Genomic DNA, 24,985 nt, shown 5'->3' on the forward strand with positions numbered 1-24,985 from the left:
GTGGTCGGCGCGGTCACTTGGCCACCTTCCGGGCCAGCACCGCGAGCAGCGGCGCGCCGAGGAAGGCGGTCACGATGCCGACCTCGATCTCGGAGGGCTGCACCACGAGCCGGCCGAGCACATCGGCGGCGAGCAACAGCAGGGGCCCGGTGATCAGGCAGCCGGGCAGCAGCCAGCGGTGGTCGTTGCCGAGCAGCGGGCGGACCAGGTGGGGCGCCGCCAGTCCGATGAACGCCACCGGTCCGGAGACGGCGACCGCGCTGCCCGCGAGCAGGACCACGGCCAGTCCGCCGACCACCCGGATCCGGGCCACCGGCACGCCCAGCGACTGGGCGGTCTCGTCGCCCAGGGCCAGCGCGTTGAGCGCGGGGGAGATCGCGAAGGCGCCCAGCAGACCGAGCACCAGGAACGGCAGCACCGGAGTGAGGGTGTCCAGGTGCCGCCCGGCGATCGAGCCGGCCAGCCAGAACCGGGCCTCGTCCAGGGTGCGGTGACTGGCCAGCATCAGCGCGGAGGTCCAGGAGGTGAGCACCACGGTGAGCACGGTGCCGCCGAGTGCGAGCCGGACCGGGTCGAGGTCCCCGCCGCGCCGGGACATCGCGTACGCGGCGACGGCGGCGACCGCAGCCCCGGCGAAGGCGAACCAGACGTACTTGGCCGGGCGGGAGAGGTCCAGCGTGTAGATCGCGGCGACCACGGCGAGGCTCGCACCGGCGTTGATGCCGAGGGTGATCGGCGAGGCCAGCGGGTTGCGGGTGACGCCCTGGGCGACCGCCCCGGCGACGCCGAGCGCGGCCCCGACGGCCAGGCCGATGAGCGTGCGCGGGACCCGAAGGCCCGTCACCACGTCGGCGTCACCGCCGTGGGCGGTGCCGGCGAGGGCGTCGACGACGGTGGACAGCGGGATGGATCGGGAGCCCAGCGCAAGACTCAGGGCGGCACACAGCACGAGCGCACCCACACCGGCGACCAGCAGCAGGGGCCGCTGGACCGCCGAGGAACGGGGCGTGGCCGGGACTGTGGCGGCCGGCGGATCAGTTCTCAGCACGAGTCGATATCTTAGGTTAGGTTTGCCTAAGTTAGTCAAGCTCGGTCCGGCGGTCGGTCGGGATCGCCCGGTCGCACGGAAGGGTGGTTGGTGCACCACCTGAGGCATTGTAAGGTGAGCCTCACCTTAATCGATCATTCGGAATCGATCTCGGGAGCGCCGATGGTCCCCGGAACACCCCTGCCCGTCCTCTCCCGAGGGCGGTCCGTCGCCCTGGCCGGCGACTACGAGCGGCTGCGCGGGCTCTGCCCGGTGCTCCGACTGCACCTGCTCGACCCCGCCGAGCCCGACCCGTCGGCCGCCGACGGCTGGTACTCCGGAGCCCGACTCGCCACCGACGAACGGGCGCTGGCCGCCGTCCTGGCCGGCGAGGAGGCCCGGATCGCCGCCGAGCACGGCCGCGCGCCGCGCCCGCACGTCACCGCCTCCCGGCTGCTCCACCACTACGTCTGGTCCGTCTGCCTGCTCATCGCCGGCCCCTGGCACCTCACCCGACGGGTCCCCGCCGTCGACCCCGCCGACCTCTGGCTGCACGCCCCCACCGGTGAGTTCGCGCTGCGCCCGCGCGGGTACGTCACCCGCCCCGGCGACGACGAACTGCGCGCCGAACTGCGCGCCGCCGTGGTCGCCCACCTCGAACCGGTGCTCGCCGCCTTCGCCGGACCGACCCGGCGCCGCGACCGGGCGCTCTGGGGCATGGTGACCGACGACCTCGCCTCCGCCGTCTGGTACCTCGGCCGGATGCTCGACGCGCAGGCAGCCGCCGCCGAGGCCCCCGCGGGGAAGGCCGTCGAGGAGGGCGCCGCCGTCGCCGCCGCCGGGGCCCTGCTGCCCGGCGGCACCCTGCCGCTGCCCGGAGCCGCCGACTTCCGCCGGCTGCGCACCCCGGACGGCCGCGACCACCACACCCGCACCCGGCTCGGCTGCTGCCTCTACTACGCCGTCAAGCCCGAGGCCCTCGCCTGCCTGACCTGCCCGCGCACCAGCGATGAGGAGCGACTGCAGCGGCTCTGACGGACAGTCGGCAGATCCGTCCTACCGCCCGGCTTCGCCGCCACCCTTCCTGCCGTCGCCGCCCCCATCGTCCTTGGCGAGCCGCAGCACCGCCACGCCCCGGTCCAGGTCCACCCCGAAGTGCGGCGGCGCCCCGGCCTCGGCGTCGTCCCGCCGGGCCAGCTGCTCCCGCCGCTGCTCGACCTGGATCCGCTTGCCCGGGCTGAACATCGCGTGCAGCTCGTCCAGTAGTCCGCCAGGGCCACCCACTCCGACCCCCGGCCCGCCCTGCCGGCGGCGCGGCGAGGACTCGCCCCGGACCTGCAAGCCGGCCAGCACCATCAGCCCGACCGCCACCGCGACCACGCACACCCCGCCCACGACAAAGCCCATGCCCAGCCCAACGCCCGACCGCCGCACCGGCGTTCCTGGTATCGGACATCCATTCGCTAGGCTGCCAGCGGATCCTAAGGAGAACTCTCACCCATGACCGTGCGCGGAACCATCGTGGACATTACGACGGCGGACGGCACCGCCGACGCCTACCTCGCCCACCCCGACGACGGCCGCCCCCACCCCGGCGTGCTGCTGTACCAGGACGCCTTCGGCCTCCGGCCCCACCTGAAGGCCATGGCCGACCGGATCGCCGAGGCCGGATACACCGTCCTCGTCCCCAACGCCTACTACCGCAAGGGCCGCGCGCCGCTGGTCGAACTGCCCGAGCTGATCGACGTCGACCAGTGCGACGAGATCTACGCCCAGCTCGGCCCGCTGCTCATCCCCGCCACCTCGCCGGAGGTGGCCGCCCGCGACGCGGACGCCTACCTGGCCTGGTTCGACGGCTCCCAGCTGGTCCAGGACGGCCCGATCGGCGCCACCGGCTACTGCCTCGGCGCCTTCCTCGTCCTGCGCACCGCCATCAGCCACCCGGACCGGGTCGCCGCCGCGGCCTGTTTCCACGGCGGCCACCTCGCCACCGACCGTCCGGACAGCCCGCACCTGGACGCCCAACGGATCGCCGCCGAGCTGTACTTCGGCCACGCCGACCAGGACGACGCGATGCCGCCCGAGCAGGTCGCCCGGCTTAGCGAGGCCCTCACCGCCGCCGGGGTGCGTCACAAGGCCGAGGTGTACGAAGGCGCCGGGCACGGCTTCACCCAGGCCGACACCACCCGCTACGACGCGGTCGGCGACGCTCGGCACTGGGCGGCACTGTTCGACCTGCTGCGCCGCACCCTGCCCGCGTAACCCCCGCCGGAATCCGGTCTGTTGGCCCCCGACCCACCAGCCGTAGAGTGGCCGCCGGGCCCGCGGGCGCGGCCGGGGGCCGACGCCGGCCGCCCGGTCGCACCGGACCGGCGGGCCCGTCGACGCAGCCACGGGGGCCTGACCATGTCGAACAAACGGAACAAGGAGAACAAGGCGAACAATCGAACCGCCCGTCCACTCGGCGAAATCCGGGAGCTCATCGCCGAGGCGCTGGCCGAGCACACTCCCGGAGGCGTACGGCCGGGCGAACTCGACCGTGGCGGACGGGCGTTGCGGTGGGTGGAGGCGGGGTCGGGCGAGGACGTGCCGATCGTCCTGATCGCCGGCTGTGGCGACTCGTCGCTCACCTGGGCTCCGCTGTTGCCCGAACTCACCGGGCTGGGACGGGTCGTGGCGTACGACCGGGCCGGACTCGGCGCCAGCGAACCCGACCGTGCTCCAACTCTCTCGCTGGACGCGCCGGTCGAGGATCTGGCTGCCCTGGTACGGCACCTGGACGCCGGACCGGCCGTACTGGTCGGGCACAGCTGGGGTGGCCAACTGGCCCAACTCATGGCCCGGCAACGGCCGGAGCTGGTGGCGGGCCTGGTCCTGGTGGACCCGGCGCACGAGGAGTTCCGGCCGCGCGCCATCGCCGTCGTCGAGGCTGCGCTGCTCCGGTTCGCGCTGCTCCGGGCGGCGCTGGCACCCGCCGCACCCGATCGCGACGACGCCCTCGCCCGGGCCGAGGCGGCGACCGTCGCCCACCCGCACCAGCGGCGGGCCGTGCTCGCCGAGCACCGGCTGACCGGTCTCGCCGTCCCGGTGCTGCGCCGCCGGCGCGCCGACGCTGCGCTGCCCGAGGTGCCGGTCGCCGTGCTGAGCGCGACCGAGGGGCTGCCCCGCGCCCTTCGCACCCGCTTCACCGCCGCGCAGGCGCGGATCGCGGCTGGCGCCGCCCGGAGTGTCCACACCGAGGTGTCCGGCGCCGGCCACTACATCCACGCCGACCGGCCGCACGTGGTCGCCGCAGCCGTCCGGGAGGTGTCCGACCCCGCCCGAATCGCCCGGAACGCCGGGCATTGAGGCTCAATCTCCCTCCGTACAGCGCCTGCTGGACTCGCGGCACGCTCTGGCACACTGTGTGCCGACAACCCGGCGGGGCGGGTCATGACACCTGGGGGCAGGGCGGATGAGTAACGCGGGCACCGTGCTCGGCGGGCGGTACACGCTGGTCGAGAAGGTCGGCGGCGGGGGGATGGGCGCGGTCTGGCGGGCCGAGGACGAGGTGCTGGCACGGCCGGTCGCCGTCAAGATCCTGCGCGCGGACCTGTTCGAGGACGACACCGCCGTCCAGCGCTTCCGCCGCGAGGCCCAGCTGGTCGCCGCGATCGACCACCCCGGCATCGTGGACGTGCACGACTACGGCGAGAGCGGCGGCGGGGACGGCGGGGACGGCGACGAGCGCTGCGCGTACATCGTGATGGACCTGATCGAGGGCCGTCCGCTGAACCAGGTGCTCAAGGAGGACGGCCCGATGAGCGCCGAGCGCGCCCTCGGTCTGCTCGCCGAGGCCCTGGATGCGCTGCACGCCGCCCACCGGCGCGGGATCGTGCACCGGGACCTCAAGCCCTCCAACCTGATGGTGCGCGAGGACGGCGGGGTGGTCATCACCGACTTCGGCATCGCCCGGGCCGTCGCCAGCACCAAGCTCACCGCGCCGTACGCGATCATCGGCACCGCGGCCTACATGTCCCCCGAGCAGGCCTCGGGGGAGACCACCGGCCCGGCATCCGACCTCTACTCGATCGGCGTGGTCTGCTACGAGCTGCTGGCCGGGCAGGTGCCGTACCTGGGGGAGGGGCCGCTGCAGGTCGCGCTCAAGCACGTCAACCAGCCGGTGCCGGAACTGCCGGAGACCTTCCCGGCGGCCGTACGGGCGCTGGTCGCCACCGCGCTGGCCAAGCGGCCCGAGGACCGTTTCGAGAGCGCCGCCGGGATGGCGGCGGCGGCCCGCGTGGCGATCGGCCTGCCGGGGGCGGCGCGGAAGGCGGCGGACAGCGGGACGATCGACCTGCGGCCGGGCACGGGGGCGGGGGCGGCACCCGTGCCCGTGGGGGCTCCGGGCGCGCCGGACCAGGTGGTGAAGGTGGACCCGCACGCGGACACCGAGCCGGGCAAGCGCCGCTCGCGCCGCACCCTGCTGCTGCCGATCGTCGTCCCGGTCGTCATCTCGATGGGCACCGCGACCGCGCTGCTGATCGACCGCAGCCCCGGCGACTCCACCGCAGCGGTGCCGCCCGCCGCCCAGCCGACCGTGGTGGTGACCGTCCCGGCGGCCCCGGGCACCACCACCCCGGCCGCCACCACCCCCGCGTCCGCGACGCCGCAGCCGACCGACACCTCGTCGGCCACTTCGGCCGCCGACCAGCCGCCCGTACCGGTTCCGGTCCAGGGCGGGAACGGCGGGGCCCAGGGACACGGCGGCGGGGGCTCGAACGGCGGCGGCTCGAACGGCGGGGGCTCGAACGGCGGCGGCGCGGCGCCCGGTGGCGCCTCCGGCGGCTCCTCGGGCGGCCAGGCCAACCAGCCCGCGGGCGGGGGCGGCGCGGCGAACCAGCCGCCCGCCAAGCCCGGCAACTCCACCTCCCAGGGCGGCACTTCCAGCAGTTCGTCGTCCGCTGGCAACCAGCCCGCCCCACCGGCCTCCGGCCGGCCCGCCTCCTGCGGCGGCGACAGCTGGAGCACCATTGTCAGCGTGAAGGACGGCCGTCCGATCGGGATGCGCAACGACAACCTGAACGGTGACAACCCGATCGTCCTCGGCGGCGCCGCGCAGTACGGCTGGGTGCGCTCCACCGACCCCGGCAGCTGGATCCTGTTCAACGCCTGCAACAACGGCGGCCCGCAGCTCGTCCAGACCATGGACGGCAAGGTCGTGCTGAGCAACGGGTTCAGCTTCCTCACCAGATGGACGGTCCGCAACGGGAGCACCGCCGGCTCGTACACGTTGGCCGACTACCAGAACCAGTCCTGCATGACGGACAACGGGCCCGGTAACGACCTCACCATGGTCGCGTGCACGCCCGGAAACACGGCCCAGGAATGGCGGCTGCAATGACGCGGGACGACGACGTGGTGTCTAGTGGCGCCCACTGTGCAGCTACTGCATGAAGCTGCGCTTCGGCCTGCTCTTCACCCGGCTCCGCTACAGCCGGCGCTTCACCCGGGTGAACATCTGGAAGGACCCGGACGCCGCCGCCTTCGTCCGCTCGGTCGCGGACGGGAATGAGACCGTCCCGACGGTCACCGTGGCCGGCCGTCCGATGGTGAACCCCTCGCTGCGCCAAGTGCTGGACGCCGCAAGGGAATACGGCGAGTAAGCGGTCGCTCACCTGGGCGGTCGGCGATATCAGATCGTCGCCCGCCGGGCAAGGGTGGCCGGTGGCGGGACCTCGCCACCTGGGTGTCAAGGGTATGTATGGAAAGTTCTACAGAGTTGTAAAAGTCGATCGTCCGCTGATCGATATCGATCACCGGATCGGCGCCCGGTGGCCGATCAGCCGTCGGCGCAGGCGGTCGGCCGCGGTTCGGGTCGGAACCCACTGCAAGGTGGGGTGGGTTGCCCCGATTTGACCGTCACTTGACTCCCTTTACCAACTGGCGAGACCTGGCCAATAACTGAGGCAGACCTGTCATTTCACCTGATGGATTGTCATGCTTCTGGTCATCCCCCAGCGGTAGCCCCCACCCCCACCCCTCGGTGGCGAGCCGCTCGACCGCACGGGGTTTCAGCACGTCAGCGCCCGTCCCGCCCCACAGGTGCCGACCCCGGCCCCCGGGACGCGGTGCGACCGCGCCCACACGCGGTTTCCCGGAAGGACTCGTACGTGAAGCGAAAGCTCGCTGCTGTCGCCGTACTCTCGGCCACGGCCATGTTGACCGGTGTGATCCAGGTTGCCACCACCGCCCAGGCCACCCCCGCGGCCCCCTCGCTGCAGGCGCAGGCCGCCCAGCAGCACGAGGCCGTGCTCGCGGTGGCCAACGGCCAGTCCGCCCCGCTGGCCCAGGCGCTCGGCCTCGGCGGCCAGGAGAAGCTGGTGGCCAAGGACGCCGTCATCGACAAGGACGGCACCCGGCACCTGCGCTTCGAGCGCACCTACGCCGGCCTGCCGGTCATCGGCGGCGACCTGGTCGTCCACCAGAAGGCGGACGGCGCGGTGAAGTCGGTCGACAAGGCGGTCTCCGCCAAGATCGCGCTGCCGAGCCTGACCCCGAAGATCCCGGCGGACAAGGCCGCCGACCAGGCCTCCGGCGCGGTCAAGGCCACCGTCGGTCAGACCATCGACTCCGACGAGTCCCCGCTGATCGACGTCCACCAGACCGGCCAGGCCCAGCTGGTCGTCTGGGCCACCGACGGCAACCCGCGGCTGGCCTACCGGACCACCGTCGAGGGCACCCGCGCCGACGGCACCCCGAGCGCGCAGATCCTCGTCACCGACGCGGCCAGCGGCCAGGTCCTCTCCACCCACGAGAAGATCGAGACCGCCGCCGGCACCGGCAAGGGCATCTTCGTCGGCCAGGTCCCGCTCAACACCAACGCGAACGGCTCGCAGTTCGAGCTCAAGGACACCAGCCGCGGCGGCCAGTCCACCACCGACATGAGCAACAGCGAGTCGGGCAGCGGGTCGCTGTTCGCCAACACCAGCAACAGCTTCGGTGACGGCACCAACAACAGCCGCGAATCCGCCGCGGTGGACGCCCAGTTCGGTGCCGCCACCACCTGGGACTTCTACAAGAACACCTTCAACCGCAACGGCATCCGCAACGACGGTGTCGGCGCCCTCAGCCGGGTGCACTACGGCTCCAACTACGTGAACGCGTTCTGGAGCGACGACTGCTTCTGCATGTCGTACGGCGACGGCAACAACAACAGCGCGCCGCTCACCGAGATCGACGTGGCCGGCCACGAGATGAGCCACGGCGTCACCGCGGCCACGGCCGCGCTCAACTACTCGGGCGAGTCCGGCGGCCTCAACGAGGCGACCTCGGACATCATGGGCACGATGGTCGAGTGGTACGCCAACCTGCCCTCCAACCCGCCGAACTACTGGATCGGCGAGCTGATCAACCTGCGCGGCGACGGCAGCCCGCTGCGCTACATGGACCAGCCGAGCAAGGACGGCTCCTCGGCGGACTACTGGGACGCGAACGTCGGCAACCTGGACGTGCACTACTCGTCCGGAGTGGCGAACCACTTCTTCTACCTGCTGTCCGAGGGCAGCGGTGCGAAGACGATCAACGGGTTCAACTACAACAGCCCGACGGCCGACGGCTCTTCGCTCGCGGGCATCGGCCGGGACAAGGCCGCGCAGATCTGGTACCGCGCGCTGACCACGTACTTCACCTCGACGACCGACTACGCGGGCGCCCGTGCGGCCACCCTCAGTGCGGCGTCGGACCTGTACGGCGCGAACAGCGCCGAGTACAACGCGGTCGCGGCCACCTGGACCGCGGTCAACGTCAACTGACTCGGGCCTGAACCGGGCCGGGCCTGAGTTGGGCAGGCCCGCCCGGGGCGCGTCCGGGCAGGGACCGGCCGGACTGTGGGTGCCGAACGGCCGGGTCTGACGGCGGGGGCAACGGTGTGCGGACCACCGTTGCCCCCGCCGTCATGTGTGTGCGTCGTAGTGTCGGGGCGCACTGGTCGGACGGGATCCGGCCGGTCAGGTCCGGGACCCGGACCGTGAGTAGCGCCCGCACCCCCGTGGCGGGCGCTGCCACCGGGGCGGGCTCGACCAGCTCGGGCGCCTGGTCCGCCGCCAGCAGGTTCCGCAGCCGGACCCTCCGGTTGTCATGGGTGCACGACCAGAGTGGCAGGCGACTCTGACAGAGCATCAATTCGGTTTGCCATCATGCCGGTCCTGCGCCGCCAGGACCGCATCGCCGTGGACGGCGGCCCAGGCGCCGAGGGCGCGGATCGGGCCGATCAGGGCGGTGCCCGCCTCGGTCAGGGTGTAGTCGACGCGCGGCGGGGCCTCGGCGTAGCGGCGGCGCTCCACCAGGCCGTTGTACTCCAGCCGGCGCAGCGTCTCGTTGAGCACCTTCGGGCTGAGGCCGCCGATCCGGTCCAGCAGGGCCCGGGGGCGCATCGGCCCCCGCTCGCCGAGGACGTACACCACCACGCTGTCCCAGCGATTGGCGATCACCTCGAAGGCCAGCCGGGCGCGACAGTCCGCGGCGAACAGCCCGCCGCCCAGGTCGTCGTCCGTTCGGTTCTCGATGACGTCCTCGGTCCGCATGCGTCCATCCTGCCCGATCCGTTGCGTACCGGGCGGTGTGCATCGGTCCGTCTAGCGTCCGGAGCACACGACATCGGACGTGATGAGGAGTGGATGGACCATGCGGATCGGCATTCTCGGTACGGGCTCCATGGCGGCCGCGCTCGGCGGGGCGTGGGTGCGGGCCGGGCACGAGGTACGGGTGGGCGGGCGTGACGTGGCGGCGGCTCGCAAGCTCGCCGCGGAGATCGGGGCCGCGGGTGGCGGAGAGCCTGCGGAGGCCGCGCGGTTCGGGGAGGCGGTGCTGGTCGCGCTGCCGGCCGGGGCGGCGGTGCCGGTGGTCGGGGCACTGGCCGGTGAACTGGCCGGGCGGGTGCTGCTGGACTGCACCGTGCCGATGGCGCCAGGCGCGGACGGACCGGCGCTGACCACGGCGGGAGCCGCGGACTCCATCGCCCGGCAGCTCGCCTCGGCGGCTCCGGCGGCGCGGGTGGCCAAGGTGTTCGGCATCTGCCACGAGAGCATCTGGTCGCTGCCGCGGCCGAGCTTCGAGGGCGCGCCGCTCGGGGTTCCGTACTGCGCGGACGACCGGGTTGCCGCGGACCTGACCGCTGATCTGGTGGGCTCGATGGGCTGCGTGCCGGTGCACTGCGGCGGCCTCGACCGCGCTGGGCTGCTGGAGGCGGCGGCGGTGTTCGCGATCGGGGTGTGGTGGTCGGGCGGCGAGGCTCGGCACGTCTTCCCGTCGCCGGCGTTGGCGCCGGGGGCGGTGGACGACGCGGAGTAGGGGGGCGGGGGCGGGGAACGGCTGACAGACAACAGCTGACGGATGACAGATGATGAAATCTGTTCTCTGTCATCTGTTACCCGTCAGCCGTTATCCGTCATCCTCACCCATCCGCCGTCACGCCAGGTCCTTGCGGATCTGGTCCAGGATCGGCCCCGCCCCGGTGTAGCCGATGCCGAGCATCCACAGGTTGTCGTCCACCTGGTACACCCGGCCGTTGCGGACGGCGTCGAGGTTCTTCCACAGCGCGCCCTCGCTGACCGTGGTGGCGCCGACCGGGCTCAGCCCGAGGGTGACCATCGAGTCCAGGGCGTCCGTGTCCAGCGCCACCATCCGGCTCGCCCGGGCCGGCACCGTGCTCTCGCCGCGCGCGTGCTTGACCGTCCGGGTGCCGCCCGAGGCGGATGCACCGCCGCCCGGCGCGGGGGAGCCGGACCCGCAGGCGGCGAGGGCCAGGCCCAGGGCGAGCCCGGCGGCGAGGCCGAGCGCGGCACGGCGGCTGAGGCTTCGGGGCATCGGCAACTCCTCCAATGGACGGACACCTCCAACGGACGGACACCTCCCCGGGCGGTCACCTCCCCGGGCGGTCATCTGCCGCGAGTGGAGCAGGCGCCGCCGACGGCCGGACGGGGCGCGGGAACTCTGCCCGCCCGGCAGCCCCGCTACGCCTCGGAGCCGTACTCCCGTCGCTGGCGCAGCAGTTCGGCGTACTCGGCCCGCACCCGGCGGTCCATCGCGAGGGTGAACTGGGCGTCGGCGACGGTACGGGCGAGCGGCCGGACCCGCAGGATGCGCTCGGTGAGCCGGGCCGCCTCGCCGGGCGGTAGCGGGGTGTCGCCGGAGAGTGCGCTGAGCAGGTGCTCGCTGACCACCTCGATGAAGATCTCGGCGATGGCGTCGACGTGCTCCCGGGTGCGCCGGCTGGCGTCCAGTACGGCCGCGAGCGGCACGCCCTCGGCGACCAGTTCGGTGGTGGCGTCCATTAGCCGCCGGCTGACGTGGGTGATCCCGTCGTCCTCGATCGAGATGTAGCCCTGGGCGATCGCCTCGGCGGTGTTCTCCTCGGTGAGCTGGTCCCCGAACGCGGTCCTCAGCTCCTCCCATTCCAGCCGCACCGGGGTCTCGTCCGACCAGGGGGCGACGATCGCGGCCTCCAGCCCGATCAGTCCGGCGACGTCCCGGCCGCTCTCGCCGGCGCCGATCAGTTCGGCGATCCCGCCCAGGGTGTGGCCGCGTTCGAGCAGTTCGCCGATCATCCGCAGCCGGGCCAGGTGCTCCTCGCCGTACCAGGCGATCCGGCCCTCCTTGCGGGGCGGTTGGAGCAGTTTGCGCTCGCGGTAGAAGCGCAGGGTGCGGGTGGTGATCCCGGCCGCTTCGGCCAGTTCCTCCACCCGGTACTCGCGTTTTCTGTCGCCCGCAGCAGCTCTGACCTTGTCCACGGCGATCAGCATAGGTCCGTCACCTCGGCGGGGGAGCCTCCGGGAAGTCCGGGAACTTCCGGTGAATCAGGGCTGTCGCGCTTCTTCCATCCGGTGTCAGCAAGGGCTACCCTGCCAATCATGCCAGTGATTACTGGCGCGATTGGCAGGGTTCCGAGGACGGTCCCGGGAGGTTCCGGGCCGCGGCCCCCGGAAGAGCGTGACGACCACCGCCCCACCCTTCAGGAGGAGGCCGCATGGCATCCAGCAGCAAGCGCCCCCGCTCCGGCACGTCCGCAGCTACCGACACCAGTGCTGCGGTGGAGGCCGTACCGCACGTGCGGGTGGCGGTGATCGGCTCCGGCTTCGGCGGCCTCGGAGCGGCCGTCCGCCTGCGCCGCGCCGGGATCACCGACTTCGTCGTCCTGGAACGCGCGGACTCCGTCGGCGGCACCTGGCGCGACAACAGCTATCCCGGCTGCGCCTGCGACGTGCCCTCGCACCTCTACTCCTTCTCCTTCGCGCCCAACCCCGACTGGCCGCGCAGCTTCTCCGGCCAGCCGGACATCCGCGCCTACCTGGAGAAGGTCGCCACCGTCTTCGGCCTCCGCCCGCACCTGCGCTTCAACACCGAAGTGCTGGAGGCGCGTTGGGAGAGTGAGCAGACCCGCTGGCGGATCACCACCTCGGCCGGCCAGTGGACCGCCGACGCCGTCGTCTCCGCCGCCGGACCGCTCGCCGACCCGCAGATCCCCGACCTGCCCGGCCTGAGCACCTTCCCCGGCAAGGTGTTCCACTCCTCCCGCTGGGACCACTACTACGACCTGACCGGCAAGCGCGTCGCCATGGTCGGCACCGGCGCCTCCGCAGCCCAGATCATCCCGTCGATCCAGCCGAAGGCCGGCAAGCTGACGGTCTTCCAGCGCACCCCGGCCTGGGTCCTGCCGCGCCGCGACCGGGAGATCACCCAGCTGGAGAAGTGGCTGCACGGCCGGTTGCCGGTCACCGCCAAGCTCCGCCGGGGTACCCTGTTCGCGCTCCGCGAGCTCCAGGTGGACGCCTTCGTGCGCCGCCCCGGACTGCTGCGCCTCGTCCAGCGGCTCGCCGAACGCCACATCGCCCAGGGCGTCGCCGACCCGGCACTGCGCGCCAAGCTCACCCCGGACTACCGGATCGGCTGCAAGCGCATCCTGCTCAGCAACACCTACTACCCCGCGCTCGCCGCCGCCAATACCGAGGTCGTCTCCTCCGGCCTGCGCGAACTGCGCGGCTCCACCCTGGTCGCCGCCGACGGCAGCGAGCACGAGGTGGACGCCATCGTCTTCGGCACCGGCTTCCACGTCACCGACATGCCCATCGGCGCCCGGGTGTTCGGGGCGAACGGGACGAGCCTGGCGGAGGAGTGGAAGGACGGCATGGAAGCGCTGCGCGGCTCGACCGTGCACGGCTTCCCCAACCTCTTCTTCGTGATCGGCCCCAACACCGGCCTCGGCAACAGCTCGATGATCCTCATGATCGAGTCCCAACTGAACTACATGGTCGACGCGTTGACCACGCTCGACACGGTCGGCGCCGCCGCCATGCAGCCCACCGTCCGCGCCCAGCGGCAGTGGAACCTGGAACTGCAGCACCGGATGGACCGCACCGTCTGGACCACCGGCGGCTGCCGCAGCTGGTACCTGGACCCGAGCGGCAAGAACACCGTGCTCTGGCCCGGCTCCACGACCTCCTTCCGGCGCGCCACCCGCAAGGTCGACCTCGGTGAGTACGAGCTGATCATGCGCACCGCCCCGACCACCGCCCGTACCGTCCAGGAGGCCAGCGCATGAGTTCCGTCCAGCTCCCCGCCGAGTACGTACCGCTCACGCCCGTCGAGGAGTTGAGCATCCGCTCGGCGGACGGCATCCGGCTGCACGTCGAGGTGCACGGCCAGCCCGGTGCGCCCACCGTGGTGCTCTCCCACGGCTGGACCTGCTCGACCGCGTTCTGGGCCCCGGTGATCCGCCAACTCGGCGACCGCTACCGGGTGGTGGCCTACGATCAGCGCGGCCACGGGCACAGCGAGATCCCGCCCAGCCGGGCCCGCTACTCCACCCGGGCGCTCGCCGAGGATCTGGCCGCCGTGCTTGCCCGGACCGTTCCGGCGGGGGAGCGGGCGGTGCTGGCCGGGCACAGCATGGGCGGGATGACCATCATGGCCGCCGGCGGCCGACCCGAGGTCGCCGAGCGCACCGCCGCCAACGTCCTGATCTCCACCGGCCCGAGCGAGTTGGTCGCCGAACTCACCGTCCTGCCGGACGCCGTCCGCGCCCCCGGCCTGCGGCGCTTCCTGCACCGGCAGCTGCTGCGCTCCCGGATGCCGCTCGGCCCGGTCTCGGCGGTCAGTCGCGCCGCGCTCAAGTACGCGACCATGGGGCCGAGTTCACCCGCCGGTCAGGTCGAGGCGACGGCCCGGATCGTGCACGCCTGCCCTGCCGCGGTCCGCTTCCACTGGGCCGGGGTGCTCGACCGGCTGGACGTACGGGCCGGGCTCGGCCGGATCACCGCCCCCACCGCCGTGGTGGTGGGTACCGCGGACCGGCTGACGCCACCGGTGCACGCCCACCGGATGGTCGCCGAACTCGCCGACCCGCAGGGGCTGTTGCTGCTGCCGGGGGTCGGGCACATGGCGCCGCTGGAGCGGCCGGCGGAGGTCGCCGCCGAGATCCACCGGATGGCCGTCGCACACCTGGCCGGCGCCGCCTCCGTTGCTGTTTCCGCCACCGCTCCCGACGTCGCTCCCGCCACTGCTCCCGTCCCCGCTCCCGTTGCCGAGAGGACCACCGTCGCATGAACGCCATCCCGCCGTTGTCCGCGCAGGTCGTCGTCGTCACGGGGGCCGCCCGCGGGGTCGGTGCCTCGCTGGCCCGCAAGCTGGCCCGGCGCGGAGCCAAGGTCGCGCTGCTGGGCCTGGAGCCGGAGGAGCTGAAGGCCGTCGCGGCGCAGTGCGGCGCGGCTGCCACCGCGTGGGAGGTGGACGTCACCGACCTGGAGGCGCTCACTGATGCCGCCGACCGGATCAAGGAGCACTACGGGCGGATCGACACCGTGGTCGTCAACGCCGGGATCGCGATCGGCGGACCGCTGGCGGACAGCGACCACCGGGCGTTCAGCCGGGTGATCGAGGTCAACCTGCTCGGCAGCGTCGCCACCGCGCGGGCCTTCCTGCCGGCACTCACCGAGAGCCGCGGCTACCTGCTGCAGATCGCCTCGCTCGCCGCGCTGACGCCCGCACCGCTGATGAGCGCGTACTGCGCCAGCAAGTCGGGGGTGGAGGCCTTCGCCCACTCGATCCGCGCCGAGGTCGCCTACCAGGGGGTCAAGGTCGGTGTGGGGTACCTGAGTTGGACCGACACCGACATGGTGCGCGGCGCCGACGAGGACACCGTGCTGAAGCAGATGCGCGGCCGGCTGCCGTGGCCGGCCAACAAGACCTATCCGCTGGAGCCCGCGGTGGACCGGATCGTCGCAGGCATCACCCGGCGGTCCGCCCACGTGTACGCCCAGACCTGGCTACGCGGCATGCAGCCGGTGCGCTGGCTGCTGCCGAGTCTGATCGCGGTGGTCGGCTCCCGTGACGTGGCGAAGCTCGCCCCGCAGCTTGCGGCCACCGCCGCCTCCCGCCTGCGCGCCGTCGGGGCGGGCGGCGCCGCGGACACGGCGGCGCGGGGGAGCCGGTCGGGGGCGGACAGCTGACGGCGGACAGCTGACGGCGAACAGATGACAGCGAACAGATGACAGCTGACAGATTTCGAAGTCTGAAATCTGTCAGCTGTCATCTGTCAGCTATTCGCAATCCCCGCCAGCACCCGCAAAGCCCACGCCAGTACCGGCAGTGGCGGCGAGGCCAGCCCCACCCGCACCGCGGACGGCGTGCTCCTCGGGTCCACCGCGAAGGCCGCCGCAGGCGTCACCGAGATCCCCGCCCGCGCCGCTGCGGCCACGAAGGTCTCCGCCCGCCAGGTGCCCGGCAGTTCCCACCACAGGTAGTACGAGCACGGGTCCGCCCGCAGCCGCTGCCCCGCGAGCACTTCCCGGGCCAGCGCCTGCCGCGCCGCCGCGTCCATCCGTTTCGCCGCCGTCACCGCCGCCAGCGTCCCGTCCCCGATCCAGCGCACCGCCGCCTCCAGGGCGAAGCCGCTCGGCGTCCACCCGCCGGTCCGCAGTGCGCCCGCGACCCGCTCGCGCAGCCCGTCCGGCACGACCGCGAACCCGGTGGTCAGCCCCGGCGCGAGCCGCTTGGAGAGGCTGTCGACCAGCACCGTCCGCTCCGGTGCGAGCGCGGCGAGCGGCGCCAGCTCGGGGCGGAGGAAGGACCAGATGGCGTCCTCGACCACCGGCAGGTCCAGTCGGCGCAGCTCCTCCGCCAGCGCGAGCGCCCGCTCGGGCGGCAGGCTGGCGCCGAGCGGGTTCTGCAGCCGGGGCTGGACGTACACCGCGCTCAGCGGCGCCGCCCGGTGGGCCGCCGCCACGGCTTCGGGCCGCAGCCCGTGTTCGTCCACCGCGAGCGGCACCAGCCGGATGCCCAGCCGCCCCGCCACTGCCTTGACCACCGGGTAGGTCAGCGCCTCGACCCCGAGCCGCTGTCCGGGCGGCACCAGCGCGGCGAGCGCCCCCGCGACGGCCTGCCGTCCGTTGCCGGCGAACAACAGCCCCCGCGCGTCGACCTCCCAGCCGCCCGCGCCCGTCGCCAGCAGCCCGGCGAAGGCCTGCCGCGCCGCGTGCGTCCCGGCCGCGCCGACCGGTCGCAGCGCCTCGCCCAGCGCATCCGCCCGCAGCAGCGGCGCCAGCCCGCTGGCCAGCAGTTCGGCCTGCCCAGGCGCGCTCGGGTAGTTGAGCTCCAGGTCGATCGGCGCGGTGGCCGGTTCGGCGAGCGCGATCCGCCCGTCCTCCCCGGACCGCCCGGCCCGGACGAAGGTGCCCCGCCCGACCTCGCCGACGGTCAGCCCGCGCCGGACCAGTTCGCGGTAGACCCGGCCTGCCGTCGAGGCGGCGATGCCCCGGCGGCGGGCGAAGGCGCGTTGGGTGGGCAGCTGCTGGCCGGGCCGCAGCCGTCCGCTGGTGATGTCGGCGGCGATCTCGTCCGCGATCAGCCGGTAGTCGTCCACCGCGGAACCAACCCCTCACCCACCAGTACCGAACAGCATTGCACCGAGTGCAAAGTCATCATTGCATCGAGATCATCCCGCACCCTAGCCTCGACGCATGGACGAGCTGATGAATGCCGCGGGCGCGCTGCACGCCGTGGACGACCACGCCGTGCTCGGCATCGCCGCCGTGGCACTGGGCATGGTGCTGTCGCCGGGGCCGAACATGATCTACCTGGTCTCGCGCTCGATATCCCAGGGCCGCCGTGCCGGACTGGTGTCGCTGACGGGCGTCGCCGCCGCGTTCCTGGTCTACCTGGTCGCGGTGACGGCCGGCGTGGCCGCGGTCTTCTCGGTGGTACCCGTGCTCTACACGGCGATCAAGCTGGCCGGCGCCGGCTACCTGCTCTGGCTGGCCTGGAAGGCGGTCAAGCCCGGTGGCACCGCGGTCTTCGCCCCGCAGCAGCTGCCCCCGGACCCGCCGCGCCGCCTGTTCGCGATGGGCTTCCTGACTTGCCTGCTCAACCCCAAGATCGCCATCATGTACATCTCGCTGCTGCCCCAGTTCGTGGTGCCCGAGCGCGGTCACATCGCGGTGCAGAGCCTGGTGCTCGGCCTGACCCAGATCGTGATCGCGGTCGGCCTGAACGGCCTGATCGCGATGAGCGCGGGCAGCATCGCTGGCTTCCTCAACCGCCGCCCGGCCTGGCTGCGCGTCCAGCGCTACGTGATGGGCACCGTCCTCGCCGGGCTCGCGGTGCGCATCGCCGCCGACCGCGCCAAGGCGGTGGCAGCCTAGGTGGTGGCGGCTTAAGGTGGTGGCGGCCCAATCGCCCCGGGCAGCCGCCCGCAGCACCTCGTACCCCGCCTGGACGAGGCGCCCGTCCAACGCCGGCGCGGTGTTGGCCAGAACGGCATTCGCGGAGTCCTCCTGGTGCCGAGCCGAGCCGAGCCGGGCCGAGCCGGGCCGAGCCGGGCCGAGCCGGGCCGAGCCGGGCCGATCGGCATCGGCGGACCGGCCCGGCGATCAGGCCGCCCGACTACCGGGTCGGCTTCTCCTGCGGCGGCTTCGGCGACAGCAGCAGCCCCAGCGTCAGAAGCCCTGATCCGTTGGCCTCGGGCGAGTGCGTGGGCGCGTCGGACATGACGGCCTCGTCCTCCACCATCAGGCTCGCGAGTGTCCCGGCCTCGGCGAGCGTCGCGCTGCGTGACGTCGAAGCGATTTCGGTCCGGAACTGAGTAAGCATCAGAAATGCCCCCTCGTGCGGATGTCCTCACCCGGTCGGGCGATGCCCCGGGGTCGACACTATGTATGCGACCGACTGCTCGCCATCCACGCCCCTGAGCAGGGGCGTTGCCCTGGGTGTGGGCGTGGCCGCGGTGAGTCGGTACGGTCGGGGGCATGACCACAGCCTTGATCACCGGCGCGACCGCCGGCATCGGAGCCGCGTTCGCCCGCCGGCTCGCCCGTAGCGGCTACCGGCTCGTCCTGGTGGCCCGGGATACCGAGCGCCTGGAGCGCGCCAGTGCCGACCTGCACGCCGAGTACGGCACCGAGGCGGAGGTGCTGACCGCCGACCTCGCCACCGACGAGGGCATCGCCGCCGTCGAGGCCCGGCTCGCCGACGCCGAGCGCCCGGTGGACCTCCTGATCAACAACGCCGGCTTCGGCAACAAGGGCGCCTTCGGGACCGTCCCGCTCCAGGACGAGCTGGACATGCTGAAGGTGCACATCGAGGCCGTCCTGCGGCTGACCACGGCGGCTCTCCCGGGGATGCGCGAGCGCGGCCGGGGCGCGGTCGTGAACGTCGCCTCGGTGGCGGCCTTCCTGCCGCGCGGCACGTACGGGGCGAGCAAGGCGTGGGTGGTGAGCTTCACCCAGGGCGTGCTGCGTGACCTCGGCGGGACGGGCGTGCGGATGATGGCACTGTGTCCCGGCTTCACCCGGACCGAGTTCCACCAGCGGGCGGGCATGGGCACCGGCAACATCCCGTCCTGGTCCTGGCTGTCGGCCGAGCGGGTGGTGAACGAGGCGATGCGTGACCTCGCCCGCGGCCGTTCGGTGTCCGTGCCGGGCAAGCGCTACAAGCTGGCCGTGGCGATCGCCCGGGTGCTGCCGTCCGGCAAGCTCGGCGGCCTCTCCTCGAAGGCGGCGCGCACCTACCGGACGAACTGAGGCGTCCGGAGGCCTGGGCGGTCGGGGGCCTGGGCGGTCGGCCGGGGATCGCATGGCGCGTGGGAATAGAGTCTCTCTCACTATTAGCTTGCCTAACTATGAGCTACTCTCGCTATGCTGAAACCCGACCGACCGCCATGCCCGCCGCCGCGGCCACGCCCCCGCGCGCCCGATCCAGGGAGGCCCGTTCTTGAGGCCCGCCGCCATCGACTGGACCCCGCCCGAGCGCGCCGAGGGCGATCCCCGCCCGCCGGCCCAGTGGCGGCGCATCCTCGCGCTGTTCCGCCCGTACCGGGGCCGCCTCACCATCGTCGGGCTGCTGGTCGCCGCCTCCGCCGTGGTGTCCGTCGTCTCGCCGTTCCTGCTCAGGGCAGTGCTGGACACCGCCATCCCGCAGGGCCGCACCGGGCTGCTCAGCCTGCTCGCCCTCGGGATGATCCTCACCGCCGTGGTGAACAGCATCTTCAACGTGCTGCAGACGCTGATCTCCACCACCGTCGGCCAGCGGGTCATGCACGACCTGCGCACCTCCGTCTACGGCCACCTCCAGCGGCAGTCGCTGGCCTTCTTCACCCGCACCCGCACCGGCGAGGTGCAGTCCCGGATCGCCAACGACATCGGCGGCATGCAGTCCACGGTGACGTCCACCGCGACCAGCCTGGTCTCCAACCTCACCGCGGTGATCGCCTCGATCATCGCCATGGTCGCCCTCGACTGGCGGCTGACCGTCGTCTCGCTGTTCCTGCTCCCGCTGTTCGTCTGGATCAGCCGGCGGGTCGGTCAGGAGCGCAAGAAGATCACGACCGAGCGGCAGAGGCAGCTGGCCGCGATGAGTTCGGCGGTCCAGGAGTCGCTGTCGGTCAGCGGCATCCTGCTCGGCCGCACCATGGGCCGCTCCGACTCGCTCGCCCGGGAGTTCACCGGGCAGTCCGACCGGCTCGCCGACCTGGAGGTGCGGGCCAGCATGGCCGGGCGCTGGCGGATGAACACCATCCAGATCGTGATGGCCGCGATGCCCGCGCTGATCTACTGGGCGGCCGGGCTGACCTCCGCCGCTGGCGCGCCGATCGTCTCGGTCGGCACCCTGGTCGCCTTCGTCACCCTTCAGCAGGGCCTGTTCCGCCCGACCGTCAGCCTGCTCTCCACCGGCGTGGACGTGCAGACCTCGCTCGCGCTCTTCCAGCGCATCTTCGAGTACCTCGACCTGCCGGTGGAGATCGCCGAACCGCCGCGACCGGTCAGCCTGGCCGACATCCGCGGCGAGGTCCGCTTCGAGGCCGTCGACTTCCGCTACGACCCCGAGCAGGAGCGCCCGACCCTGGCCGGCGTCGAACTCAAGGTCCCGGCCGGGACCTCACTGGCCGTGGTCGGCGAGACCGGCTCGGGCAAGACGACCCTCAGCTACCTGGTGCCGCGGCTGTACGACGTCACCGGCGGCCGGGTCACCCTGGACGGCGTGGACGTGCGCGACCTGTCCTTCGACACCCTGGCCCGCGCGGTCGGCGTGGTCTCCCAGGAGACCTACCTCTTCCACGCCTCGGTCGCCGAGAACCTGCGCTTCGCCAAACCCGGCGCCGGCGACGCCGAACTGGTCGAGGCCGCCCGGGCCGCGCAGATCCACGAGACCATCGCCGCCCTCCCGGACGGCTACGACACCCTGGTCGGCGAACGCGGCTACCGCTTCTCCGGCGGCGAGAAGCAACGCCTCGCGCTCGCCCGTACGATCCTGCGCAACCCGCCGGTGCTCATCCTGGACGAGGCCACCAGCGCGCTCGACAACCGCACCGAACGCGCCGTCCAGCAGGCCGTCGACACCCTGGCCGCCGGACGCACCACCATCACCATCGCGCACCGGCTGTCCACCGTCCGCTGCGCCGACCAGATCGCCGTGCTCGACCACGGCGAGGTGGTCGAACTCGGCACCCACGAGGAGCTGGTGGAACTGGACGGCCGGTACGCGGCGCTGCTGCGCCGGGAGGCGCCGGAGGCGGCGGCCCTGTCGGACGCCGCCCTCGGTCACGCGTGACCGGGCGGAAGGGCCGTCAGGCCGCCTTCGGGACCTCGTTGTAGCTCTCCACGACCTCCTGGCCGGAGAGTCGCTGGATCGCCGCCATCACCTCGTCGGTCACCTGCCGACGAGCCTTCAGCGCACGGGCCTGCCCGTGCAGCTCGTCGAAGTGCAGCGGCTCGCCGAAGCGGACGGTCACCTTCTTGATCCGCGGGATGCGCTTGCCCACCGGCAGGATCTGCTCCGGGCCCTCCAGCGCCACCGGCACCACCGGAACGCCCGCGGTCAGCGCGAGCCAGGCGACGCCGGTCTTGCCGCGGTAGAGCCGGCCGTCCAGCGACCGGGTGCCCTCGGGGTAGATGCCGAAGGCCTTGCCGTCCTCCAGGATCTCCAGCGCCGACTCCAGCGAGGCCTGAGCGGAACGGTAGGTGCCGCGCTCGACCGGCACCGCGCCGATCGCCTCGAAGAAGCCCTTGGAGACCCGGCCCTTGAGACCGGTGCCGGTGAAGTACTCGGCCTTGGCGAGGAAGTGCACCCGGCGCGGGGCGGTGAGCGGGATCACCACACTGTCGATGAACGACAGGTGGTTGCTGGCCAGGATCACCCCGCCCTTGCGCGGCACGTTCTCGATGCCCTCGATGACCGGGCGCCAGATCCCCCGCGAAACGGGTTTCAGCACCAGCCTGGTGGCGAGGTCGAGCACGGTTCCCTCCCTGGACGAACGACCGCCCGGGAGGCGCCCGGGTCAGCAATCAGACCCGCAGACTACGACACCCACCCCGGCGCCCGTCCACTCCCGGAGACCGTGGCGCACACCACGGCCGGGTAGGGTACGGCCGTCCGAACCGAGCAAGACCCCGCAGTACCCAGGAGGAAACGATGGAGAGCGTCGAGGCCATCAAGGAGATGTTCGACCGTTTCGACAAGAACGGCGACGGCAAGATCACCGCTGCCGAGTACGCGCTGGCCTCCAACGAGATGGGCGACCACAGCGTCACCCTCTCGATGGCCGAGGCCCTGATCCACGCGATGGACACCCGTCACCAGGGCTACCTGGACTTCGAGGAGTTCCTGGCCGCCCGCCAGCGCTGAGCCCGCGCGGACGGGGCCGGCCGCCGTACCGGCGGCCCCGGCCCCGTCCGAAGGCCCGCCCGGTTCGACGGTGCTCCCGACCCGAAGGCCCGCCCGTTACTGTGCCGGACCCGTGGGGAACACCCGGCGCACCACCCGCTCCGCCGCCCCGCCGTCGTCCCAGACGCAGAACTTCGCCCGGAACCGCGCCCGCGTCCCCGGCTCCGGATCGCCCGCGCGCAGCGCCCGCGCCAGCCCGTCCACGTCCACCGTGACGGCGCCCGGCGGCTCCGCGAACAGGTCGAAGTACACGCCGCGTTCGCGCTGGTACTCCTCCCAGTCCGGCGCGAAGATGACCACCGGCCGGTCCAGCACCGCGTAGTCGAACATCATCGACGAGTAGTCCGTCACCAGCGCGTCCGCCGCCAGGTAGAGGTCCTCCACGACCGGGTGCGCCGACACGTCCACGATCTCCGCCGCGTCCTCACCGGCCGTCAGGTCGCCCGGGCCGTCGGTGTGGAAGTAGTGGGTGCGCACCAGCAGCGTGAACCGCGGGCCCAGCCGCCGGGCCAGCTCCGCCACGTCCAGCAGCGGCACGTAGCCGCCCTTGCCGCCGCGGTGTGTCGGCGCGTACAGCACCGCCGTGGTGCCGGGGCGCAGCCCGAACCGCTCGCGCATCGCCCGGACTTCCTCCGGGGTGGTGTTGGCCAGCCGGTCGTTGCGCGGGTAGCCGGTGTCCAGCATCTCGTACCGGCCGGGGAAGGCCCGGGCGAAGTGCTCGGTGGTGTGCGGGTTGGGGGAGACCAGGAAGTCCCAGCGGTCGATGGCCTCCTGGAGCCGGTCGAAGTCCATCCCCTCGGCCGCCTCGGGGCGGTTGCGCAGGTCCATGCCCATCGCCTTGAGCGGGGTGCCGTGCTGAGTCTGGACGTGCACCGTGCCCTGGCGCTTCGCCATCGTGCGAGGGAAGTTGACGTTGTTGACGAAGTACTTGGCGGTCGCCATCACCTTGAGGTAGGCGGGGGTGTTGACGATCACGTACGGGACACCGGGCGGCATGGCGTCGGCCTGCCGGCGGTTCTCCACCACCCACACGCCCCGGATCTGCGGGGCGAGTTCCTTCGCCTTCTCGTAGATCGCCGCCGGGCTGCACGCGTAACCCCGGTGCCAGTACGCGGCGTAGACCGCCAGGTGCTCGTCCAGCGGGAGCCGGCGGAACGCGTTGTACGCGGTGAACCGGGCGCCGCTGCGCACGCCCTTCTTCACCGCGGGTGCCACCGCCCGTGCCCCGCGCTTGAGTTCGCGCGGCAGCCGACCGGTGCGGCGCAGCTCGGCGTAGGCGATCCGGGCACCGCGGGCGGCCAGCCGGTACTGCACGCCGCGCACCCCGCCGGGGAAGCGGTAGTCCGCGGGGCGGTGGCGCTCGAAGTGCAGGGCGACCCGGTGGAAGTAGTCCTTGCGCCGCGCGACGGGGACCAGCCCGGGGGTGTCGTAGACGTTCAGCGCCTGGCGGACGGTCCGGTCGAAGACCAGGGTGCGCAGCGACTCCGGCACGGGCCGGCCGGGGCCGTCCGGGCGGTCGCAGCGGTCGATGAAGGCGAAGATGGCGTCGTACTGGGCGAACACGTCGGCGTGCTTGGGGGAGGCGGTGGAGGTGATCGCGCCGTCCCGGCCGCGCCGGTAGAAGTAGCAGGGGCGGTCGAGGTAGCGCAGCCGCTCGGCGGCCAGCAGCGCGGGGTAGGTGACCGAGATGTCCTCGTAGTAGCCGCGGCCGAAGGCGACGTCGAGGCCCTCCAGGAAGGCGCGGCGGAACACCTTGTTCCACACCGACATCACGGTCTGGAACAGTGCCGGGTGCTCGGCCAGGGTGCAGCCCTCGACCAACGGCGAGCCCACCAGCACGTGCCGCCAGGGGTTGGGCTCGCTCCCCCCGTCCGGGTAGACGTGGGTGAAGTCGGTGAGCAGCACGTCGGCGGGCACCTCGCGGCGGCGCTCCTGCGCCAGCTCGTCCAGGATCACGCCGACCGTCCGCTCGGGCAGCCAGTCGTCGCTGTCCACGAACCAGACGTACTCGCCGCGCACCTGCGGCAGGGCGGCGGCCCGGGCGCCGCCGAGGCCCTGGTTCTCGGTGAGGTGCATCACGCGCAGCCGGGGGTCGCGGGCGGCGTAGGCGTCCAGGATCGCGCCGGAGCCGTCGGGGGAGAGGTCGTCGACCGCGATCACCTCGAAGCGGGTCTCCGCGGCGGGGGTCTCGCCGAGGATCGAGTCGAGGCAGCGCGGCAGGTACCGCTCCACGCCGTGGACCGGAAGCACGATGCTGAGGAGGAGGGACACGCTGGCCGAGTCTACCGATCCACACGGTGCGACCTGCGGGGACGTCCGGCTGTGGAGGACGGGCGGCGCAGGGGCGGGGGCGGAGTGCCACGGGACGGGCGGAGAAGCGGGCGAGGAGGGGCGGAGGGACTGGCGACGCTATCGCTGACGCGATCGGCGACGCTAGCGGTGTCGCGATCGGCCCGGAACCGCCGGTGCCGGGCCCCGAGCGGGGCGGCACCGGCAGTCTGGTGGCGGCCCGGCCGACCCTCTACGGCCGGCCGCCGGTCCGGGCACCGCGCGGGCCTGGCCACCGCAGCGTCGAGGTGGCCGGGCAGTGGCCCGCAGGAGCCGGAGTTTCCTTCTCGAGTCATTCATCACTCGAACACACGCGTGGGTGCGATGCGGGCACCTGCGGGTGTGCATCAGATATTGCTTGGAGGATTGGCGCGAGTCAATCCCTCGACTGCGTTCACTTCATGAAGTCAGACGGTGACGCGGTGATCGCTTTGTCGACGT

Annotated in this window: 23 protein-coding genes; 14 read left to right on the top strand and 9 right to left on the bottom strand. The window is 72.7% G+C overall.

The window, feature by feature from the left end:
• Nucleotides 1-13: 13 nt before the first annotated feature.
• The gene (locus ACIG5E_RS01455) at nucleotides 14-979 is read right to left on the bottom strand and encodes a FecCD family ABC transporter permease (RefSeq protein WP_396531008.1); all 966 of its coding nucleotides are present in this window, start codon (nucleotides 977-979) and stop codon (nucleotides 14-16) included.
• Nucleotides 980-1,210: 231 nt separating this feature from the next.
• Here ACIG5E_RS01455 and ACIG5E_RS01460 point away from each other — a divergent pair, with 231 nt between their 5' ends.
• Complete coding sequence (locus tag ACIG5E_RS01460; protein WP_396530746.1) at nucleotides 1,211-2,062, top strand: iron-sulfur protein; 852 nt, start codon at nucleotides 1,211-1,213, stop codon at nucleotides 2,060-2,062.
• Between the two features lie 21 nt (nucleotides 2,063-2,083).
• Here ACIG5E_RS01460 and ACIG5E_RS01465 read toward each other — a convergent pair whose 3' ends face one another.
• On the bottom strand, nucleotides 2,084-2,434 hold the full coding sequence (locus ACIG5E_RS01465) for a DUF6191 domain-containing protein (protein WP_396530747.1): 351 nt from the start codon (nucleotides 2,432-2,434) through the stop codon (nucleotides 2,084-2,086).
• A gap of 93 nt (nucleotides 2,435-2,527) precedes the next feature.
• On the opposite strand from ACIG5E_RS01465, the gene ACIG5E_RS01470 reads away from it, so the two are divergent.
• From ACIG5E_RS01470 to ACIG5E_RS01490, 5 genes are all read left to right on the top strand, one after another.
• A complete protein-coding gene (locus tag ACIG5E_RS01470; protein ID WP_396530748.1) occupies nucleotides 2,528-3,289 on the top strand; it encodes a dienelactone hydrolase family protein in 762 nt (253 codons plus the stop codon).
• A 144-nt stretch (nucleotides 3,290-3,433) separates the two neighbouring features.
• Nucleotides 3,434-4,375, top strand: coding sequence for an alpha/beta fold hydrolase (locus ACIG5E_RS01475; protein WP_396530750.1), 942 nt, complete (start codon nucleotides 3,434-3,436; stop codon nucleotides 4,373-4,375).
• Between the two features lie 106 nt (nucleotides 4,376-4,481).
• Nucleotides 4,482-6,410: a serine/threonine-protein kinase gene (locus tag ACIG5E_RS01480; protein WP_396530751.1), complete on the top strand. Its 1,929-nt coding sequence runs from the start codon at nucleotides 4,482-4,484 to the stop codon at nucleotides 6,408-6,410.
• Between the two features lie 34 nt (nucleotides 6,411-6,444).
• A complete protein-coding gene (locus ACIG5E_RS01485; RefSeq protein ID WP_396531009.1) occupies nucleotides 6,445-6,672 on the top strand; it encodes an NrdH-redoxin in 228 nt (75 codons plus the stop codon).
• A gap of 552 nt (nucleotides 6,673-7,224) precedes the next feature.
• On the top strand, nucleotides 7,225-8,820 hold the full coding sequence (locus ACIG5E_RS01490; RefSeq protein WP_396531010.1) for a M4 family metallopeptidase: 1,596 nt from the start codon (nucleotides 7,225-7,227) through the stop codon (nucleotides 8,818-8,820).
• A gap of 366 nt (nucleotides 8,821-9,186) precedes the next feature.
• On the opposite strand, the gene ACIG5E_RS01495 is transcribed toward ACIG5E_RS01490, so the two are convergent.
• Nucleotides 9,187-9,591: a winged helix-turn-helix transcriptional regulator gene (locus ACIG5E_RS01495; RefSeq protein WP_396530752.1), complete on the bottom strand. Its 405-nt coding sequence runs from the start codon at nucleotides 9,589-9,591 to the stop codon at nucleotides 9,187-9,189.
• A gap of 100 nt (nucleotides 9,592-9,691) precedes the next feature.
• Here ACIG5E_RS01495 and ACIG5E_RS01500 point away from each other — a divergent pair, with 100 nt between their 5' ends.
• Nucleotides 9,692-10,357: an NADPH-dependent F420 reductase gene (locus ACIG5E_RS01500; RefSeq protein ID WP_396530753.1), complete on the top strand. Its 666-nt coding sequence runs from the start codon at nucleotides 9,692-9,694 to the stop codon at nucleotides 10,355-10,357.
• 117 nt (nucleotides 10,358-10,474) lie between these two features.
• Here ACIG5E_RS01500 and ACIG5E_RS01505 read toward each other — a convergent pair whose 3' ends face one another.
• Both ACIG5E_RS01505 and ACIG5E_RS01510 read right to left on the bottom strand, forming a co-directional pair.
• Nucleotides 10,475-10,873, bottom strand: coding sequence for a hypothetical protein (locus ACIG5E_RS01505; protein WP_396530754.1), 399 nt, complete (start codon nucleotides 10,871-10,873; stop codon nucleotides 10,475-10,477).
• A gap of 146 nt (nucleotides 10,874-11,019) precedes the next feature.
• Complete coding sequence (locus ACIG5E_RS01510) at nucleotides 11,020-11,808, bottom strand: MerR family transcriptional regulator (RefSeq protein ID WP_396530755.1); 789 nt, start codon at nucleotides 11,806-11,808, stop codon at nucleotides 11,020-11,022.
• A 224-nt stretch (nucleotides 11,809-12,032) separates the two neighbouring features.
• On the opposite strand from ACIG5E_RS01510, the gene ACIG5E_RS01515 reads away from it, so the two are divergent.
• From ACIG5E_RS01515 to ACIG5E_RS01525, 3 genes are read left to right on the top strand one after another with little or no spacing between them, the layout of a single operon-like run.
• Nucleotides 12,033-13,604, top strand: coding sequence for a flavin-containing monooxygenase (locus tag ACIG5E_RS01515; RefSeq protein ID WP_396530756.1), 1,572 nt, complete (start codon nucleotides 12,033-12,035; stop codon nucleotides 13,602-13,604).
• Nucleotides 13,601-14,608 (top strand): alpha/beta fold hydrolase, encoded by a 1,008-nt coding sequence (locus ACIG5E_RS01520; RefSeq protein WP_396530757.1) that lies wholly within the window; start codon nucleotides 13,601-13,603, stop codon nucleotides 14,606-14,608. Before ACIG5E_RS01515 ends, ACIG5E_RS01520 begins: the two co-directional genes overlap by 4 nt.
• Nucleotides 14,605-15,510 (top strand): SDR family oxidoreductase, encoded by a 906-nt coding sequence (locus tag ACIG5E_RS01525; RefSeq protein ID WP_396530758.1) that lies wholly within the window; start codon nucleotides 14,605-14,607, stop codon nucleotides 15,508-15,510. Before ACIG5E_RS01520 ends, ACIG5E_RS01525 begins: the two co-directional genes overlap by 4 nt.
• A gap of 86 nt (nucleotides 15,511-15,596) precedes the next feature.
• On the opposite strand, the gene ACIG5E_RS01530 is transcribed toward ACIG5E_RS01525, so the two are convergent.
• Entirely contained in the window at nucleotides 15,597-16,922 is a 1,326-nt protein-coding gene (locus ACIG5E_RS01530) for a PLP-dependent aminotransferase family protein (RefSeq protein WP_396530760.1), read from the bottom strand.
• Nucleotides 16,923-17,019: 97 nt separating this feature from the next.
• Between ACIG5E_RS01530 and ACIG5E_RS01535 the strand changes: the two genes are divergently transcribed.
• Entirely contained in the window at nucleotides 17,020-17,700 is a 681-nt protein-coding gene (locus ACIG5E_RS01535; protein WP_396530761.1) for a LysE family translocator, read from the top strand.
• A 241-nt stretch (nucleotides 17,701-17,941) separates the two neighbouring features.
• On the opposite strand, the gene ACIG5E_RS01540 is transcribed toward ACIG5E_RS01535, so the two are convergent.
• Entirely contained in the window at nucleotides 17,942-18,148 is a 207-nt protein-coding gene (locus ACIG5E_RS01540; protein WP_396530762.1) for a hypothetical protein, read from the bottom strand.
• A gap of 155 nt (nucleotides 18,149-18,303) precedes the next feature.
• On the opposite strand from ACIG5E_RS01540, the gene ACIG5E_RS01545 reads away from it, so the two are divergent.
• Together ACIG5E_RS01545 and ACIG5E_RS01550 are read left to right on the top strand one after the other, a co-directional pair.
• Entirely contained in the window at nucleotides 18,304-19,077 is a 774-nt protein-coding gene (locus tag ACIG5E_RS01545; protein WP_396530763.1) for an SDR family NAD(P)-dependent oxidoreductase, read from the top strand.
• Between the two features lie 190 nt (nucleotides 19,078-19,267).
• On the top strand, nucleotides 19,268-21,103 hold the full coding sequence (locus ACIG5E_RS01550; RefSeq protein WP_396530764.1) for an ABC transporter ATP-binding protein: 1,836 nt from the start codon (nucleotides 19,268-19,270) through the stop codon (nucleotides 21,101-21,103).
• 16 nt (nucleotides 21,104-21,119) lie between these two features.
• Here ACIG5E_RS01550 and ACIG5E_RS01555 read toward each other — a convergent pair whose 3' ends face one another.
• On the bottom strand, nucleotides 21,120-21,788 hold the full coding sequence (locus tag ACIG5E_RS01555; protein ID WP_396530765.1) for a lysophospholipid acyltransferase family protein: 669 nt from the start codon (nucleotides 21,786-21,788) through the stop codon (nucleotides 21,120-21,122).
• A 176-nt stretch (nucleotides 21,789-21,964) separates the two neighbouring features.
• Here ACIG5E_RS01555 and ACIG5E_RS01560 point away from each other — a divergent pair, with 176 nt between their 5' ends.
• On the top strand, nucleotides 21,965-22,177 hold the full coding sequence (locus ACIG5E_RS01560; RefSeq protein WP_396530766.1) for an EF-hand domain-containing protein: 213 nt from the start codon (nucleotides 21,965-21,967) through the stop codon (nucleotides 22,175-22,177).
• Nucleotides 22,178-22,273: 96 nt separating this feature from the next.
• Here the strand turns inward: ACIG5E_RS01560 and ACIG5E_RS01565 are convergent, their stop codons facing one another.
• Nucleotides 22,274-24,487: a CDP-glycerol glycerophosphotransferase family protein gene (locus tag ACIG5E_RS01565; RefSeq protein ID WP_396530767.1), complete on the bottom strand. Its 2,214-nt coding sequence runs from the start codon at nucleotides 24,485-24,487 to the stop codon at nucleotides 22,274-22,276.
• Nucleotides 24,488-24,985: the final 498 nt, after the last annotated feature.

It is taken from the genome of Kitasatospora sp. NPDC053057 (genome assembly GCF_044546945.1).
Classification (GTDB): Bacteria; Actinomycetota; Actinomycetes; order Streptomycetales; family Streptomycetaceae; genus Kitasatospora.

Bases quoted from the DNA above. Each gene is read 5' to 3' on its own strand.
- ACIG5E_RS01535 (WP_396530761.1), top strand. From the start codon at position 17,020: ATGGACGAGCTGATGAATGCCGCGGGCGCGCTGCACGCCGTGGACGAC.
- ACIG5E_RS01525 (WP_396530758.1), top strand. From the start codon at position 14,605: ATGAACGCCATCCCGCCGTTGTCCGCGCAGGTCGTCGTCGTCACGGGG.
- ACIG5E_RS01515 (WP_396530756.1), top strand. From the start codon at position 12,033: ATGGCATCCAGCAGCAAGCGCCCCCGCTCCGGCACGTCCGCAGCTACC.
- ACIG5E_RS01470 (WP_396530748.1), top strand. From the start codon at position 2,528: ATGACCGTGCGCGGAACCATCGTGGACATTACGACGGCGGACGGCACC.
- ACIG5E_RS01480 (WP_396530751.1), top strand. From the start codon at position 4,482: ATGAGTAACGCGGGCACCGTGCTCGGCGGGCGGTACACGCTGGTCGAG.
- ACIG5E_RS01475 (WP_396530750.1), top strand. From the start codon at position 3,434: ATGTCGAACAAACGGAACAAGGAGAACAAGGCGAACAATCGAACCGCC.
- ACIG5E_RS01545 (WP_396530763.1), top strand. From the start codon at position 18,304: ATGACCACAGCCTTGATCACCGGCGCGACCGCCGGCATCGGAGCCGCG.
- ACIG5E_RS01460 (WP_396530746.1), top strand. From the start codon at position 1,211: ATGGTCCCCGGAACACCCCTGCCCGTCCTCTCCCGAGGGCGGTCCGTC.
- ACIG5E_RS01495 (WP_396530752.1), bottom strand. From the start codon at position 9,591: ATGCGGACCGAGGACGTCATCGAGAACCGAACGGACGACGACCTGGGC.
- ACIG5E_RS01510 (WP_396530755.1), bottom strand. From the start codon at position 11,808: ATGCTGATCGCCGTGGACAAGGTCAGAGCTGCTGCGGGCGACAGAAAA.
- ACIG5E_RS01520 (WP_396530757.1), top strand. From the start codon at position 13,601: ATGAGTTCCGTCCAGCTCCCCGCCGAGTACGTACCGCTCACGCCCGTC.
- ACIG5E_RS01560 (WP_396530766.1), top strand. From the start codon at position 21,965: ATGGAGAGCGTCGAGGCCATCAAGGAGATGTTCGACCGTTTCGACAAG.
- ACIG5E_RS01465 (WP_396530747.1), bottom strand. From the start codon at position 2,434: ATGGGCTTTGTCGTGGGCGGGGTGTGCGTGGTCGCGGTGGCGGTCGGG.
- ACIG5E_RS01490 (WP_396531010.1), top strand. From the start codon at position 7,225: ATGTTGACCGGTGTGATCCAGGTTGCCACCACCGCCCAGGCCACCCCC.
- ACIG5E_RS01500 (WP_396530753.1), top strand. From the start codon at position 9,692: ATGCGGATCGGCATTCTCGGTACGGGCTCCATGGCGGCCGCGCTCGGC.
- ACIG5E_RS01505 (WP_396530754.1), bottom strand. From the start codon at position 10,873: ATGCCCCGAAGCCTCAGCCGCCGTGCCGCGCTCGGCCTCGCCGCCGGG.
- ACIG5E_RS01540 (WP_396530762.1), bottom strand. From the start codon at position 18,148: ATGCTTACTCAGTTCCGGACCGAAATCGCTTCGACGTCACGCAGCGCG.